We start from the raw sequence: 15,649 nt of genomic DNA on the forward strand, positions 1-15,649 counted from the left end.
GCACATGCGTGCATTACGGGCAAGAACCGTCGCCGCGATGTCGGCCTTCGTCCTGACGATGACCGGTCTCGGCGTGGTGGCCGCGACCCCCGCGAGCGCCGCGCCGCCCGCGGGCCCCGTCACCGTCGTCAGCAAGAACAGCGGCAAGTGCGTCGACGCCCGCGCGGCGGGGACCGCCAACGGCACCGCCGTCCAGCAGTACGCCTGCAACGGAACCGGCGCCCAGAGCTGGCAGTTCCAGGCCACCGGCGGCGGCTTCCACCGCGTCAACGCGGTCTCGGGCCAGACCCAGACCTGGGACGTCACCGACGTCTCCACCGCCGACGGCGCGCTCGTCCAGCTGTGGGCGTACGGCGGGGGCGACAACCAGCAGTGGCAGCCCGTCGAGGAGCCGGGCGGCGCCTACCACTTCGTCAACCGCCACAGCGGCAAATGCCTGGACGTGCCGGGCGCCTCCACCGCCGACGGCGTCCAGCTGCAGCAGTACACCTGCAACGGCACCGCCGCGCAGTCCTTCACCCTGTCCGGCGGCCCTCCGCCCTCGGGTGACAACCCCGACCTGGGCCCCAACGTCAGCATCTTCGATCCGTCCATGCCGGCCGCCACGATCCAGAACCGGCTGAACACGGTCTTCAACCAGCAGCAGACCAACCAGTTCGGCGGCAACAGGTTCGCGCTGCTGTTCAAGCCCGGCAGCTACGACGTCGACGTCAACGTCGGCTTCTTCACCCAGGTGCTCGGCCTCGGCAAGACGCCGGACGACGTGACGATCAACGGCCCCGTGCACGTCGAGGCCGACTGGTTCCAGGGCAACGCCACCCAGAACTTCTGGCGGGCCGCGGAGAACATGTCGGTCAACCCGCCGGGAGGGAACGACCGCTGGGCCGTGTCGCAGGCGGCGCCGTACCGGCGGATGCACCTGCGCGGCAACCTGCAGCTCGACGACGGCGGCTGGTCCAGCGGCGGCTTCATCGCCGACTCCAAGATCGACGGCCAGGTGCGGTCGGGCTCGCAGCAGCAGTGGCTGTCCCGCAACACCGAGTGGGGCAGCTGGACGGGCTCCAACTGGAACATGGTCTTCGTCGGAGTGAACAACCCGCCGGGTGGCAACTTCCCCAACCCGCCCTACACCCGCGTCGGCTCGGCCCCCGTGATCAGGGAGAAGCCGTTCCTGTACATCGACCAGGCAGGCAAGTACCAGGTCTTCGTGCCCGCGCTGCGGACCAACGCCTCGGGCGCCACCTGGACGGGCGGCAACCCGCATGGTGCCTCGCTGCCGATCGAGCAGTTCTTCATCGCCAAGCCCGGACACACCGCGGCCGACATCAACGCCGCTCTCTCCCAGGGCAGGAACCTGCTGCTCACCCCAGGCGTCTACCACCTCACCGACACGATCAGGGTGACCAGGCCCGACACGGTCGTGCTCGGCCTCGGCCTGGCGACGCTCACCCCGGAAAACGGCGTCACCGCGCTCAGCGTCGCCGATGTCGACGGGGTCAAGGTCGCGGGCGTCCTCATCGACGCCGGCCCCGTCAACTCGCCCGTGCTCATGCAGGTCGGCGCCGCCGGCTCCAGCCAGAACCACGCAGCCAACCCGACCTCGCTGCACGATGTGTTCATCAGGATCGGCGGCCCCGGGGTCGGCAAGGCCACGCAGAGCCTGGTGGTCAACAGCTCGCACGTCATCGGCGACCACCTGTGGTTGTGGCGGGCCGACCACGGCTCGGGCGTCGGCTGGAACACCAACACCGCCGACACCGGCCTCATCGTCAACGGCGCCGACGTGACCATGTACGGCCTGTTCGTCGAGCACTACCAGAAGTACCAGACGATCTGGAACGGCGAGCGAGGGCGGACCTACTTCTACCAGAACGAGATGCCCTACGACCCGCCCAACCAGGCGGCGTGGATGAACGGCGGCACCCAGGGTTACGCCGCCTACAAGGTCGCCAACGCGGTGACCAGCCACGAGGCGTGGGGCCTTGGCAGCTACTGCTACTTCAACGTCAACCCGGGCGTGGTGGCGGCGCGCGCGTTCGAGGTGCCCAACACCCCCGGCGTACGCTTCCACGACATGGTGACCGTCTCGCTGGGCGGCACCGGCACCATCAGGAACGTCATCAACACGACGGGCGGCCCGTCCAACTCCAGCACCAACGTCGCCAACGTCGTCGGCTATCCGTGAACCGGGCCGCGCCCCCTGCCCGGCCGGGGGCGCGGACCCGCCGACGGCGTCGGGCACTATGGAAGCGTGACGCAGGTGGGACAGAACGGGCCGGGCATCCGATCCTTCGACAGGCTGGTCGAGCTCGTCGGCGACGGTGGGGTCGTGGTCCTGAGCGGGGCGGGACTGTCCACGGAGTCGGGCATCCCCGACTACCGAGGCGAGACCGGGCGCATGCGCAAGGCCGAGCCGATGACCTACCAGACGTTCGTCGGCAGCGCCGCCGCCCGCCGTCGCTACTGGGCCCGCAGCCACGTGGGCTGGCGGCACATCGCCCACGCCACGTCCAACGCCGGCCACCACGCCGTCGCCGCGCTGCAGGCGCGAGGCCTGGTCACCGGGATCATCACGCAGAACGTGGACGGCCTGCACCAGGCCGCCGGCGCCGAACGGGTGGTCGAACTGCACGGCAGCCTCCACCGCGTGCGCTGCCTGTCCTGCGGCGAGCGCACCCCTCGCGAGCGGCTCGACCAGCGGTTGAGCGTGGCCAACCCCGGCTGGGAGGGCGCGGAGGGCACGATCAACCCCGACGGCGACGCGGTGCTCTCCGACGACCGCATCGACGCCTTCACGATCGTCGACTGCCTCTCCTGCGGCGGCGTGCTCAAGCCCGACGTGGTGTTCTTCGGCGAGAACGTGCCGCGCCCCCGCGTCGCCGACTGCTTCGAGCTGACCGAGGACGCCGACCTGCTGCTGGTGCTCGGCTCCTCGCTGACTGTGATGTCCGGCTACCGGTTCGTCCGGCGGGCCGTCGAGCACGCCATCCCCGTCGCGATCGTCAACCAGGGTCCGACCCGAGGCGACGACGACGCCCACGTGGCGCTCGACGCACCGCTCGGGCCGACGCTCACCGCGCTGCTGGACGAGCTCCCCGATAAGCCAGGGATCAGGAAATATCCCGAAGACGATCTATAGCGGGTCGGCTCTGCCATACGATCCTCTGGAACCAAGGAAGGGCGAGGGTGTGGAGCGCGACGAACAGGTGCCGTCGGTCATCGACCCGAACACGCCGAGCGTGGCGCGCATGTACGACTACTACCTCGGTGGCAAGGACAACTTCCCCTCCGACAGGGAAGCCGCCGAGAAGATCATCCAGCTCGTCCCCAACGTCACGCAGATCGCCCGCGACAACCGCGACTTCCTGATCAGGGTGGTGCGCATGCTGGCCGCGGCGGGAGTGCGCCAGTTCATCGACATCGGCACCGGGCTGCCCACCAGGCAGAACGTCCACGAGGTCGCCCTGGAGGCGGCGCCCGACTCCAGGATCGTCTACGTCGACAACGACCCGATCGTGCTCGTGCACGCCAGGGCGCTGCTCGCCGAGACCCCTCAGACGATCGTGGTGCGCGCGGACCTGCGCGACACGGCGTCGATCCTCGAGGATCCCCAGGTCCGCGCCCACATCGACTTCACCCGTCCGGTGGCCGTGCTGCTGTTCGCCATCCTCCACTTCGTCCCCGACCACAGGCAGTCGGTCGAGCTCGTCAACCGGCTGCGCGCCCCGCTGGTCAGCGGCAGCCACCTGGCCCTGTCGCACAGCTACGCCGGAGACCTGGCGGGCGAGACGATCAGGACGGGCAGGTCGGTCTATCGAGCGGCAAGCGCCGGCTCGCTCACGCCCCGCACGACCGAGCAGGTCAGCGCCTACTTCGACGGCCTCCACCTACTGGAGCCCGGCGTGGTGCCGATCGACGCGTGGCGCTCCGAATGGCCCGACCTCAAGCCGGATTTCGCCAAGCCAGGCCTGCTCGGCGGCGTCGCCAGGATCCCGTAGCGCCGTCAGGCGCGGCTGAGGCGTTCGTGCAGCCGGCGGCACTCGTGGGTGAGCCTGCTGTCGCTCCTGCGCGCGGCGATCGCCGCCACCTCGGGGATCTCCTCCCGCGCCCCTGCCGGGCCCGCCACCGTGACGGCCAGCTCGACGGCCTTGGCCAGGTCGGCCTGCGGCCTCTCACCCGCCGCGGGCAGGAGGGTCGGCAGGAGCGCCCTCAGCACCTGCCACACCTCGCGGTGCGCGCCGCCGGCCGCGGCGCTCTCCAGCGCGCCGACGACGTGCCGCAGCTTCACCCCGGTCCACCTGACCAGCATGCCGAGCTGGGCGCCGATGCCGGCGGCCGGAAGATCGCCGCGGGCCGCCATGGTGAGGAAGGCCGACACGCCGTCCGCGCTGTCGCGCCGGCCGAGGAAGAAGGCGATGACGAGCGCCGTCGCCGCGCCCGGGGGCCCGTCGGCGGCGGCCAGGCGGCAGGCCTGCGAGGAGTGGACGCCACCGCCGTTCCAGAGAGAAATCAGATGGGGCAGCAGGTTGACGGCCACGACCTCACGATGCGACGGCAGCGTCGACGCCCACCAGTCCATGCAGCGGCCGTGTTCGTTCCAGCTCCACTCCAGCGGCGGGGCGAGCAGGTCGTCGAGGAGGTCGAACCCCGTCGGCGGCGCGCTCAGCCGGGGCGAGGGCACGACGTGGTCGACGTGGCGAGGGGGCCGCTCGTCGAAGAAGCGCTCGCGTGAGTCCTCGATGTACCGCCAGCGAACCCCCGTCTCCGGGTCGGGCGGACCGCCGTCCGCCAGCCACCGCGCCGCCGTACCAGCGGCCCGCGAGGTGAGCGTCGCCGCCCGTGCCGCGGCCTCGGGGTGGGCGCCTCTGGGCAGGCGCAGCAGCGCCTGCAGAAGATCGGCGGTCAGCGGTACGGCTTGCGCCGCCTCGCACTCCTCCAGCCTGGCGACCAGCACATCGGGGTCGAGCAGGCCGGTCGAATGGGTCGGCGTGGCCAGCAGGACGGGCGGCAGCGCGCCGTCCTTGAGCGCGACCAGGATCTCCGCGCACCTGCGCAGCAGGAACAGGTGCGGCGATGAGACGTCTCGCCGCCGGGGCAGCCGGTCCCGTGGCGGCACGGGGACGGGTTCGGGACGAAGGCCGCCGCCGGGCGCGATGAGCTCCATGGCCATCGCGGCGAGCCAGTTGTCGACATGGGTCCACCACCGCATCTCGTACAGGTGCGGATGGCCGGAGCCGACCACGGGGGCCAGCGCGGACCACAACCCCTGCCTGTCACGGCTCGCGAGCCGGACGAAGCCCGCCATCCAGCGTTCGCCGTCCTCCACGCTCCGCGTCGGCCAGTCCAGTGATCGCAGCTCGCCGGGAGTCGCGGGAACCGGCGGGAAGGCCCGCGGCGTGGGAGCGGGGGGAAGCGGCGAGGGGGTTTGGGGCGGCTCCTCGACGGCGGCCTGCCCGCCGAACCGCGCGACCAGCCGCTGACCCAGCGCGGAAGGCAGGGCGGGGACCGCGTTCCCGATCTGCTCGGCGCCCAGCGGGCCGAACCGCTCGGCGTGCTTGAGCGCGAGCTGGGCGGCGCGGCCCTGCACCTCGTAGGAGGCGTGGTGGAAGGCTGAGGCGAGCGCGGGGGCGATCTCGTCGGGGTGGACCACGGCCTGCCGTACGCTCTGGTCCAGCCAGGTCAGGCCGGTGCGGGCGAGCGTGGCCTCGGCCCTGAACATCAGCCCCTCGATCGCCTCGACCACGTCGCCGGGCTCGTGCGCCGACATCCGCCGCAGGTGGCGCAGCGCGAGCTCGGCGACAGGTCCTGGCGAGGCCGGCAGCAACCGCAGGTAGTCGCGCGCCCGCTCGGCCACCTCGGCCTCCGAGGGGGCGAGCAGCTCGTGCAGGCGGACGAAGAAGCGCAGGTCCTGGGCGCTGCCGCCGCGCAGGAAGCGCCGCACGCACCCGTCGAGCAGCAGCTTCCTGTCCCCGTGGCCGCGTAATCTGCGCAGCCACGGTGACAGCGGCTCGATGCGCTCGTGCCGCAGCACCCGGCCGACGCCCTCGGCCTCGAACAGCCTCGGCATCAGCGCGGGCAGCAGCGGATCGGGACGAGGCCTCGACCCCTCCGACACCCACGCCACGACCAGCGGATCGTGCTCGGGAGGCGGCGCTCCCGTGCTCCGCAGCAGCGCCAACGCGAGCGGGACGCCCGTGTCACGGGGGCCGCGCAGCCTGGCCGCCAGCCGTACGGCCAGCTCGGCCTGCCACGCGGCGGGCCTGACACTCAGCAGGCGGAGGAGGGGAGCGGGGTCGCCGAAGCCGTCGCGGCCGGAGAACGGCCGCCGGCGGGTCAGGTCACGCCTGGTCACCCAGGACGCCACGGCCGAGACGGCGCTGAGCGTGCCCGCGCCCGCCAGCCGTACCAGGTCGGGCCACTTCTCCCACGGCTGGTCCACCTGGTCCCACCCGTCCTCCGTCCAGCGGGTGCTCTCCCTGGCCTCGGTGCGCGCCCGCATGACCGCGATGTGGCCGCGCAGCTCGCCGGCGACCAGCTTGCGCTCGCCGTCGTCGAGTGCGAGCAGCCGTCGCACGAGAGGGTCCGCTTCACCTGCGTCGATGAGGTCGCGGATCCCGCCCCAGGCGGCCGCGGGGGTTCCTGTGTCCTGCGTCATGGCTGGGAACCATAGAGATCACCTCCGACAGAATCCCTCGGCGGCCGCCGGACAGAGCCGCGTCGCGGGACTGACGCGGCGTCAGGAGGCGGCGACGCGGAGCGGGACGCCTGCCGCGCGCAGCGGGGCGAGGTCGGCCTCGGCGGTGTCGGCGTCCACGATGACCAGGTCGAACGAGGTCAGCGGTGCCAGCTGGTGCAACCCTCGCTTGCTGAACTTGCTGTGGTCGATGAGCAGCACCCGCCGTCCGGCCGACTCCATGAGCGCCCGCTTGACCGCGACCGTCTCCTGCGACTGGTGGTAGCAGTGCCCGTTGGTCACCGCCGTCGTCGACATGAACAGCACGTCGGCGTGCAACGACCGGATCGCCTCGGTCGTGCGCATCCCGAGAAAGGCGTCGTAGGCGGGGTAGTAGGCGCCGCCGAGCCCGATGAGGTCGACGGCCGCCTCGCCTGCCAGCAGGTTGACCACGGCGAGGAAGTTGGAGATCACGGTCACCGGCCCCTTGGCGGGCAGCAGTCCCGCCACCGCCAGCCCCGTCGTGCTCTCGTCGATCATGACGGACGACCCTGGCTCGACCAGCTTCACCGCCTCCTCGGCGAGCCTGCGCTTCGCCTCGGACATCGCCTGCATGCGGTGGCGCACGTCGCCGTGGTAGAGCGCCGACGGCTGCGCCGTCGCGCCGCCGCGCACCTTGCGCAGCCATCCCTCGCTCTGCAGCACGTCGAGGTCGCGGTGGATGGTCATGAGGCTGACGCCATGGGCCTCGGCGAGCTGCTCCATGCGGACGAAGCCCTCGCTGGCCACGAACTGGCGGATCTGGTCGCGGCGTTCCCTTGGATTCGGAGCCGGGTCGCCGTCTGCCACGTTGTGTCGCCTCCCGATCAGTGTGAAGTCGGTGCTAAAGATAACACCCCTTTGTCGGCAGGTTTGTCGAGAGAGTCGCGGAAATTCTCACACCCTGGGCTGTTGTAGTTATCAAACTCTTGACATCTTTGGGCCGCTGGGTGTTTTGTTCCTCACATCGACGACCTCTCGTCGATGAGCCAAGGAGCAGCCATGAAGAGGTTTCCCCTCGCGGTGGTGGTCGCGCTGGCGGCGGCTACCGCCTGTTCGTCCAACACCACGTCGGCAGGCCAGGGCGAGAGCGCCGCCGCCCAGGGCGCGAAGATCGCCTTCCTCATGCCCGACATCGCCTCGACCCGCTACGAGCTCTATGACGCGCCGCTGTTCAAGGCGAAGATGAAGGAGCTCTGCCCGACCTGCGAGGTGCTTTACCAGAACGCGGGCGCCGACGCGGCCAAGCAGCAACAGCAGGCCAACTCCGCCCTGGCCCAGGGCGTCAAGGCGATCGTGATCGACCCCGTCGACTCGGCGGCCGCCGCCACGATCGTGCAGTCCGCGCAGGCGCAGAAGGTGCCCGTCATCGCCTACGACCGGCCGATTCCCGCCGCCAAGGCCGACTACTACGTCTCCTTCGACAACGAGAAGATCGGCTCGCTCATCGCCACGTCCCTGGTGGACGAGGTGAAGAAGAAGGGCGCCAAGGGCGGCCTGCTCGTGGTGAACGGCTCACCCACCGACGCCGCCGCCGGCCTGATCAAGAAGGGCATCCACACCGCGGTCGACGCCAGCGGCCTCAAACTCCTGGCCGAGTACGACACGCCCGGATGGCAGCCGAACAAGGCGCAGGAGTGGGTCAGCGGTCAGATCGCCCAGTTCCCCGGACAGATCGCCGGAGTGGTCGCCGCCAACGACGGCACGGGCGGCGGCGCGATCGCCGCGTTCAAGGCCGCCGACACGCCTGTGCCGCCCGTCAGCGGCAACGACGCCGAGCTCGCGGCGGTGCAGCGGGTCATCAACGGTGACCAGTACAACACGATCTCCAAGCCGATCAAGATCGTGGCGGAGGCCGCCGCGGTGATCGCGAACGACTTCGCCCAGGGCAAGAAGCCCGCCGCGAAGACCATGCTGTTCGACACCCCCTCGGAGCTGTTCACCCCGACGGTCGTCACGCGGGAGAACGCGCAGAAGGAACTGCTCGGCCCCGGCGGAGCGCTCAAGGTCTCCGAAGTCTGCACCGACGCCTACAAGGCGGCCTGCGACAAGCTCGGGATCAAGTAGATGACCATCCTGTCGCTGCGCGGGATCACCAAGACGTTCGGCGCCGTCGCCGCGCTCACCGACATCGAGCTGGACATCGACTCGGGTGAGGTCGTCGCGATCGTCGGCGACAACGGCGCGGGAAAGTCGACGCTGGTCAAGATCCTCTCAGGCGTCCACACCGCCGACTCGGGGACGATCTCCTTCGAGTCGGCCGCGGTGGACATCTCCAGCCCCGCCGACGCCCACAGGCTCGGCATCGCCACGGTCTTCCAGGACCTGGCGCTGTGCGAGAACCTGAACGTGATCGAGAACCTCTTCCTCGGCCAGGAACTGCGCCAGCTGCGCCTGGACGACGTGGCCATGGAGGTGCGCTCCTGGGAACTGCTCCGCCAGCTCTCGGCGAAGATCCCCTCGGTGCGCACCCCCGTCGCCTCGCTGTCCGGCGGCCAGCGGCAGACCGTCGCGATCGCCAGGTCGCTGCTGGCCGACCCCAAGGTGGTCATCCTGGACGAGCCGACCGCCGCCCTGGGCGTCGCGCAGACCGCCGAGGTGCTGAACCTGATCGAACGGCTGCGCGACCGAGGACTCGGCGTGATCATGATCAGCCACAACATGGCCGACGTGAAGGCCGTCGCCGACAAGGTGGCGGTGCTGCGGCTCGGCCGTAACAACGGGACCTTCGCCGTCGGCGAGGTGTCCCAGGAGGACATCGTCGCGGCGATCACCGGAGCCACCGACAACGTGGTGACGCGCCGCGCGCAATCGCAGGAGAGGCTTCGTTCATGACCGAGCTTGCCGAGGTCATCAATAGACACAGCACCTTGGTCATGAGGCCGACGAAGGAGGACTCATGACCGACAGGGGTGGGGTCATCAAGCAGACCGACCTCGACACGCCAGCGGATCTGCGGGACGAACGCCTGATCGGCAGGCAGGGCCTGCGCGGCGCGGCCGAGGGCCTGCTCGACCGGATCCGCGGCGGCGACCTGGGCGTGCTGCCCGTCGTCATCGGCCTGATCGTCATCTGGTCGGTGTTCCAGGCGCTCAACCCGATCTTCCTGTCCAGCGTGAACCTGGTGAACCTCACGCTGGAGTGTGCGCCCGTCGGCATCATCGCGCTCGGCGTGGTCGTCGTCCTGCTGGTCGGCCAGATCGACCTGTCGGTCGGTTCGGTCAGCGGGCTGACCTCCGCCGTGATGGCGGTGCTGTTCGTGGACCGCGGCCTGCCGGCCTGGCTGGCCATCCTGTGCGCGATCGTGCTCGGGTGCGCGATCGGCTGGATCTACGGGCAGGTGTTCAACAGGTTCGGCGTGCCGAGCTTCGTCATCACCATGGCGGGTCTGCTCGGTCTGCTCGGCGTTCAGCTGTGGATGCTCGGCGCCAAGGGCTCGATCAACCTGCCGTTCAACTCGGGGCTGGTCGCCTTCGCGCAGCTCGACTTCGTGCCCGCGTGGCTGTCCTACGTGTTCGTCGTCGCGGCCGCCGCCGCGCTGTTCGCCAGCGGCTACGCCCATGCCAGGCGGCGCAGGCAGGCGTCGTTGTCGGCCACCTCCACCCGCCTGCTGATCGCGAGGAGCGCGCTGGTGCTCGTGGGGCTCGGCGTCGTGGTCTGGTACCTCAACCAGACCAGGGGTGTGGGCTGGATGTTCGTCCTGTTCCTCGCGCTGGTGCTGGTGGTCCACTACGTGCTCGCCCGCACCGGGTTCGGCAAGTCGATCTACGCGGTCGGCGGCAACGCCGAGGCGGCCCGCCGCGCGGGCATCAACGTCAAGGCCGTCTACACCTCCGCGTTCGTGCTGTGCACCACGCTCGCCGCCGTCGGCGGCGTGCTGGCCGCCGCCAGACTGGCGGCCGTCAACCAGAGCAGCGGCGGCGGCGACGTGAACCTCAACGCCATCGCGGCGGCGGTGATCGGCGGCACGAGCCTGTTCGGCGGCAGGGGTACGGCGTTCGCCGCTCTCCTGGGCATCGTGGTCATCCAGTCCATCTCCAGCGGGCTCACCCTGCTCAACCTCGACTCCTCCTTCCGCTTCATGGTCACCGGCGCGGTCCTGCTGCTCGCCGTGGCCGTGGACTCGGTGGCACGCAGGTCGCGGGTCTCCCACGGAAGGGCGTAGGGGCCGATGGCAGTCGTCTGCGTCGACGCGGGCACCACGATGATCAAAGCAGTCGGCTACGACGAGGCGGGCGCGGAGGCGGTGGTGGCGCGCAGGGCCACCACCGTGGCCCGGCCTCACCCCGGCTGGGCCGAGCAGGACATGACCGCGGTATGGGAGGCGGTCGCCTCGTGCGTGCGCGAGGTCGTCGCCGCCATGGACGCGCCCGTCGACTACGTGGCCGTCACCGCGCAGGGCGACGGCTGCTGGCTGGTCGACGAGGCGGGCGAGCCCACGGGCCCCGCCGTCCTCTGGAACGACGGCCGCGCCGCGGCCTTCGTCGCCGAGTGGACCGCGGCAGGCGTGCTGGAGGAGGCCTTCCGAGTGAACGGCTCGCTCGCCTTCGCGGGGCTGCCCAACGCCGTCCTCGCCTGGCTGCGCGTCCACGACCCCGACCGGCTGGAACGCTCCGCCGCCGCGCTCACCTGCGGCGGCTGGATCTTCGCCAGGCTCACCGGCAGGATCGCCGCCGACAGCTCCGACGCCTCCACCCCGTTCGCCGACCTGGCCACCGGGCGCTACTCGGATGAGCTGCTGGCCCTCTACGACCTGGAGTGGGCCGGTCGCCTGCTGCCCGGCCTGCTCGACGACGACGCCCGCGCCGCCCCGCTGACTGCGGACGGCCTCGGCCTTCCCGTCGGCACCCCTGTCGTCATGTCCTCCTACGACATCGCCTCGACCGCGATCGGCGTGGGCGCGGTCAGCCCTGGCCAGGCCTGCACGATCCTCGGCACGACGCTGTGCACCGAGGTCGTCACCGACTCCGTCTCGCTGGGGGAGCGGGCGTCGGGGCTGACCGTGGCCCTCGGGCTGCCTGGCCTGCGGCTGCGGGCCTTCCCCACGCTCGCCGGCGGCGAGGTGATCGGATGGGCGTGCGAGATGCTCGGCCTGGACACTCCCGGCGAACTGGGTGAGCTCGCCATGCGGGCGTCGCCAGGCGCCGAAGGGTTGGTGTTCCTTCCTTACCTTTCTCCCGCCGGCGAGCGCGCGCCGTTCCTCGCCCCCTCCGCGCGGGGCGCGTTCGCCGGCCTGTCCTTCGAGCACCGCCGCGAGCACCTCGCCCGTGCGGTGCTCGAAGGACTCACCATGGTCATCAGGGACTGCCTGACCGCCTCCCTCGTCAGGCCGACCAAGCTGCGGGTCTGCGGCGGCGGCGCGGCCAGCGAGGTCTGGTCGCAGCTCATCGCCGACGTCGTCGGCTTGCCGGTGCTGCGCTCGGCCGACGCCGAGGCGGGCGCGAGGGGCGCCTACGTCCTGGGCGGACTGGCCACGGGCGCGCTGACCGAGATCCCCTCCGCCCGGGTACGGCAGGCGCTCGAGCCCGCGGCGGGGCCGTACGACGAGCTCTTCGACCGGTTCCTCGAGGTCAGGCAGAGCGTCGCGACCACCTGGGGGAAGCGATGAACGAGGTGTGGGTCGGCCTGGACCTCGGCACGCAGAGCGTCAGGGCGCTCGCCGTCACCGGCTCAGGCGAGGTCGTCGGCATGGGCACGCGCAGGCTGACCAGCAGGCGCGAAGGGGTGCGGCACGAGCAGGACCCCGAGCAGTGGTGGAGCGCGGTCGCCACGGCCTGCGCCGAGGCGCTGCGCGAGGTCCCCGCAGGCGCGGTGCGCGGAGTGGCGGTGGACGCCACCTCGGGCACCGTGCTCCTCGCCGACGCCGCAGGCCGCCCGCTCACCCCTGGTCTGATGTACGACGACACCCGCGCCGCCGACGAGGTCGAACGGATCAACGACGTCGGGGGAGCGGTCTGGGCCAGGCTCGGCTACCAGCGCATGCAGGCCGCGTGGGCGCTGCCGAAGCTGCTGTGGCTCCTCAAGGAGTTCGGCGTCTGCGGCTCGGGCGGTGAGCACGGAATGCACGCCGTTCAGAAGACGCGCGATGTTCGGCTGCTGCACCAGAGCGACTTCGTCAACACCCGCCTGACAGGGCACGCGGTACCGAGCGACCTGAGCAGCGCGCTCAAGACCGGCGCTCACCTCATCGACGAGGCCTGGCCCGCCGACGTGTTCGACGTGCTCGGCGTCCCCTCCGAGGCGCTGCCTCCTCTGGTGCGCTCGGGAACGGTGATCGGCCAGGTCTGCGCCATCGCCGCGCGGGACACCGGCCTGCCCGAGGGCACGCCGGTGATCGCGGGCGCCACCGACGGCTGCGCCGCGCAGCTCGGCGCCGGCGCACTGACGCCAGGCAGCTGGAACTCGGTGCTCGGGACCACGCTGGTGCTCAAGGGCGTGACCCGCGACCTGGTCATGGACCCGCTCGGCGCCGTCTACTCCCACAAAGCGCCCAACGGCGACTGGCTGCCAGGCGGCGCGTCCAGCACGGGCTCGGGCGTGATCGCCCGCGACTTCCCCGACCGCGACCTCGACGACCTGACCGCCAGAGCCGCCGCGCACGAACCCGCGGGGCCCGTCGCCTACCCGCTCGTCTCGGCGGGTGAGCGCTTCCCCTTCGTCGCGCCGCAGGCCAGGGGCTTCCTGCTCGGCGATGCGACCGACGAGGCCGAACACTTCGCCGCTCTCCTGCAGGGCGTCGCCTTCGTCGAGCGGCTCTGCTTCGACTACCTCGACCTGCTGGGCGCGCCCGTCGACGGGCCGCTCACGCTGACCGGCGGCGCGACGAGGAGCGCGTACTGGTGCGGGCTGCGCGCCGACGTGCTCGGCCGCCAGGTGACGCTCCCCGAGAACGCCGAACCCGCCCTCGGCATGGCGGTCCTGGCAGCCTCGCCTGGGCGCAGGATCGCCGACGTCGCCGCCGAGATGGTGCGCGTGCGCGACAGGATCGACCCCAGGCCAGGCTCCTCGGGGCGATTCGACGACGCCTACCTGCGCCTGATCGACGAGCTGGCGCACCGGCAGTGGCTTCCCGCGGCGGTGGCCGCCCACGCACACGAAAGGACAACATGATGACCCGCCTGGTCCTGGTCCGTCATGGTGAGTCGGTGTGGCACGCCGAGAACCGCTACGCGGGGATCAGCGACATCGCGCTGACCCCCTTGGGCGTCCGGCAGGCCGACTGGCTGGCCGGATGGGCGGGAGAGGCGGGCCTGTCGAGCGTGTGGGCCTCCACCCTGTCCAGGTCGATCCGCACCGCCGAGCCGTGCGCGCAGGCGGTCGGCGCGCCGCTGCGAACCGACGAACGGCTGCGCGAGCTGGCCTTCGGCGACGCGGAAGGCCTGACCGCCGACGAGATGAGCCTGCGCTTCCCGCAGGCGCGCGACGACTTCCGCGCCGATCCCGTCGCCCACCACCTGCCGGGCGGCGAGGACCCGGTCAAGGCGGCCACGCGCTTCACCGAGTGCCTGCGCGACATCGCCGCCGAGCATCCCGGCGAGCGTGTGCTGGTCGTCGCGCACACCACGGTCATCAGGCTCGCGCTGTGCCAGCTCATCGGGGTGCCGTTGCGGGAGTATCGGCGGCTGTTCCCCTTCCTGCGCAACTGCGCGCTGACCGAGATCAGCCTGTACGACGACCACACCGCCGTCCTCGAGTTCAACTCGCCGCTTCCCGGAGCCCCCTCATGACCGTCCGCATCCTCGCCGCAGGCGACCACTTCGTCCTGAACCGCCTGTTCGTCGACGCCCTACGGGAGCTCGGCGCCCCCGCGGATCCCGCGAACCCGGGCCTCCCCGCGCCGGGCCTCCGCGAGCCGGGGCTCCCCGAGCTGGACGTCACCGGGCTGGACATCGCCGAGCTCACCCTGCCGTGGCCCGTCGAGCCGTTCGGTCCCGTCGCCGAGGTCCGCGAGGCGTCGGGCAGCGAGGACGAGCTGATCGAGGCGCTGCGCGGGGCGGAGATCTGCCTCACCCAGATGGCCCCGCTGACCGAGCGAGTGCTCGCCGCCTGCCCCGACCTGCGCCTGTTCTGCGTCAGCCGCGGCGGCCCCGTCAACGCCAACCTGGAGGCCGCCACCGCGCACGGCGTGGCCGTCACGTTCGCGCCTGGCCGTAACGCCACCGCCACCGCCGAGCACACGCTCGGTATGATCCTCGCCGCGGTCCGCCGTATCCCCTCCACCCACGGCGAGCTCATGTCCGGCGTGTGGCGCGGCGACTACTACACCTACGACAGCGTCGGCCCCGAGCTGGACGGCGGCACCGTCGGCCTGGTCGGCTACGGCGCGATCGGCGGGAAGGTGGCCAGGATGCTGGCCGGGTTCGGGGCGCGGGTGCTGGTGTTCGACCCCTACGCAGCCGACGACGGGTACGCCGAGCGGGTCTCCTCGCTCGACGAGTTGCTGTCGCGCTCGACGGTGGTCTCGCTGCACGCCCGCGCCACCGCGGAGACCAGCGGCATGATCGGCGCCGCGCAGCTCGCCGCCATGCCCGCGGGCTCGGTCCTGGTCAACTGCGCGCGCGGCAGCCTGGTCGACTACGAGGCGGTGTGCGACGCGCTGGAGTCGGGCCACCTGTTCGGGGCGGCGTTCGACGTCTTCCCCGAGGAGCCGCTGCCGAAGGACTCGCGGTTGCTCACCGCGCCGAACGTGGTCATGACCCCGCACCTGGCGGGCGCGAGCAAGGAGACGGCGCAGAAGGCCGCGCGCATCGTGGCCGCCGACGTGGGCCGCCACCTGCGCGGAGAGCCGCTCGCCCACTGCGCGAACCCGGAGGTATTCCGGCTCCGTTAAACCGCGGAATTCGTACCAGACATTTACTCTAGGCACGCACTGACTTGTCATGTTAGATGGAGGAGCCACCGCGGTAAACGATCACGCACCGGGAGAGAGGACCGGGC

At 71.3% G+C, this 15,649-nt stretch carries 12 protein-coding genes; 10 read left to right on the top strand and 2 right to left on the bottom strand.

What is annotated here, in order from left to right; translation table 11 throughout:
• The first annotated feature begins 4 nt into the window (after positions 1–4).
• The 3 genes from AB0B45_RS14190 to AB0B45_RS14200 all read left to right on the top strand — a co-directional run bounded on the left by AB0B45_RS14190 (position 5) and on the right by AB0B45_RS14200 (position 3,998).
• Positions 5–2,185, top strand: a complete 2,181-nt coding sequence (locus tag AB0B45_RS14190) for an RICIN domain-containing protein (protein ID WP_358129885.1) — start codon at positions 5–7, stop codon at positions 2,183–2,185.
• A gap of 66 nt (positions 2,186–2,251) precedes the next feature.
• Positions 2,252–3,139, top strand: a complete 888-nt coding sequence (locus tag AB0B45_RS14195; RefSeq protein ID WP_358129887.1) for an NAD-dependent protein deacetylase — start codon at positions 2,252–2,254, stop codon at positions 3,137–3,139.
• A gap of 49 nt (positions 3,140–3,188) precedes the next feature.
• Positions 3,189–3,998, top strand: coding sequence for an SAM-dependent methyltransferase (locus AB0B45_RS14200; RefSeq protein ID WP_358129890.1), 810 nt, complete (start codon positions 3,189–3,191; stop codon positions 3,996–3,998).
• 5 nt (positions 3,999–4,003) lie between these two features.
• Here the strand turns inward: AB0B45_RS14200 and AB0B45_RS14205 are convergent, their stop codons facing one another.
• Both AB0B45_RS14205 and AB0B45_RS14210 read right to left on the bottom strand, forming a co-directional pair.
• Positions 4,004–6,655: a DUF6493 family protein gene (locus AB0B45_RS14205; RefSeq protein WP_358129892.1), complete on the bottom strand. Its 2,652-nt coding sequence runs from the start codon at positions 6,653–6,655 to the stop codon at positions 4,004–4,006.
• 81 nt (positions 6,656–6,736) lie between these two features.
• Positions 6,737–7,522, bottom strand: coding sequence for a DeoR/GlpR family DNA-binding transcription regulator (locus tag AB0B45_RS14210; protein ID WP_358129895.1), 786 nt, complete (start codon positions 7,520–7,522; stop codon positions 6,737–6,739).
• Positions 7,523–7,714: 192 nt separating this feature from the next.
• On the opposite strand from AB0B45_RS14210, the gene AB0B45_RS14215 reads away from it, so the two are divergent.
• From AB0B45_RS14215 to AB0B45_RS14245, 7 genes are all read left to right on the top strand, one after another.
• Positions 7,715–8,779: a substrate-binding domain-containing protein gene (locus AB0B45_RS14215; protein WP_358129898.1), complete on the top strand. Its 1,065-nt coding sequence runs from the start codon at positions 7,715–7,717 to the stop codon at positions 8,777–8,779.
• Positions 8,780–9,547 (top strand): ATP-binding cassette domain-containing protein, encoded by a 768-nt coding sequence (locus tag AB0B45_RS14220; protein ID WP_358129901.1) that lies wholly within the window; start codon positions 8,780–8,782, stop codon positions 9,545–9,547.
• A 64-nt stretch (positions 9,548–9,611) separates the two neighbouring features.
• Positions 9,612–10,877 (top strand): sugar ABC transporter permease, encoded by a 1,266-nt coding sequence (locus AB0B45_RS14225; protein WP_358129903.1) that lies wholly within the window; start codon positions 9,612–9,614, stop codon positions 10,875–10,877.
• Positions 10,878–10,883: 6 nt separating this feature from the next.
• Positions 10,884–12,320 (top strand): FGGY-family carbohydrate kinase, encoded by a 1,437-nt coding sequence (locus AB0B45_RS14230; protein ID WP_358129906.1) that lies wholly within the window; start codon positions 10,884–10,886, stop codon positions 12,318–12,320.
• Positions 12,317–13,822 (top strand): FGGY family carbohydrate kinase, encoded by a 1,506-nt coding sequence (locus AB0B45_RS14235; protein WP_358129909.1) that lies wholly within the window; start codon positions 12,317–12,319, stop codon positions 13,820–13,822. The genes AB0B45_RS14230 and AB0B45_RS14235 overlap by 4 nt, the downstream gene beginning before the upstream one ends.
• Positions 13,822–14,439 (top strand): histidine phosphatase family protein, encoded by a 618-nt coding sequence (locus AB0B45_RS14240; protein ID WP_358129912.1) that lies wholly within the window; start codon positions 13,822–13,824, stop codon positions 14,437–14,439. Before AB0B45_RS14235 ends, AB0B45_RS14240 begins: the two co-directional genes overlap by 1 nt.
• On the top strand, positions 14,436–15,542 hold the full coding sequence (locus AB0B45_RS14245) for a 2-hydroxyacid dehydrogenase (protein WP_358129913.1): 1,107 nt from the start codon (positions 14,436–14,438) through the stop codon (positions 15,540–15,542). Before AB0B45_RS14240 ends, AB0B45_RS14245 begins: the two co-directional genes overlap by 4 nt.
• Positions 15,543–15,649 lie beyond the last annotated feature (107 nt).

Origin of the sequence: Nonomuraea sp. NPDC049152, from assembly GCF_040648355.1 — a bacterium.
Taxonomy (GTDB): Bacteria; Actinomycetota; Actinomycetes; order Streptosporangiales; family Streptosporangiaceae; genus Nonomuraea.

What these genes read in the sequence shown, in the direction of transcription:
- AB0B45_RS14215 (WP_358129898.1), top strand. Translation starts at nt 7,715, where the DNA reads ATGAAGAGGTTTCCCCTCGCGGTGGTGGTCGCGCTGGCGGCGGCTACC.
- AB0B45_RS14245 (WP_358129913.1), top strand. Translation starts at nt 14,436, where the DNA reads ATGACCGTCCGCATCCTCGCCGCAGGCGACCACTTCGTCCTGAACCGC.
- AB0B45_RS14220 (WP_358129901.1), top strand. Translation starts at nt 8,780, where the DNA reads ATGACCATCCTGTCGCTGCGCGGGATCACCAAGACGTTCGGCGCCGTC.
- AB0B45_RS14230 (WP_358129906.1), top strand. Translation starts at nt 10,884, where the DNA reads ATGGCAGTCGTCTGCGTCGACGCGGGCACCACGATGATCAAAGCAGTC.
- AB0B45_RS14190 (WP_358129885.1), top strand. Translation starts at nt 5, where the DNA reads ATGCGTGCATTACGGGCAAGAACCGTCGCCGCGATGTCGGCCTTCGTC.
- AB0B45_RS14225 (WP_358129903.1), top strand. Translation starts at nt 9,612, where the DNA reads ATGACCGACAGGGGTGGGGTCATCAAGCAGACCGACCTCGACACGCCA.
- AB0B45_RS14240 (WP_358129912.1), top strand. Translation starts at nt 13,822, where the DNA reads ATGACCCGCCTGGTCCTGGTCCGTCATGGTGAGTCGGTGTGGCACGCC.
- AB0B45_RS14205 (WP_358129892.1), bottom strand. Translation starts at nt 6,655, where the DNA reads ATGACGCAGGACACAGGAACCCCCGCGGCCGCCTGGGGCGGGATCCGC.
- AB0B45_RS14235 (WP_358129909.1), top strand. Translation starts at nt 12,317, where the DNA reads ATGAACGAGGTGTGGGTCGGCCTGGACCTCGGCACGCAGAGCGTCAGG.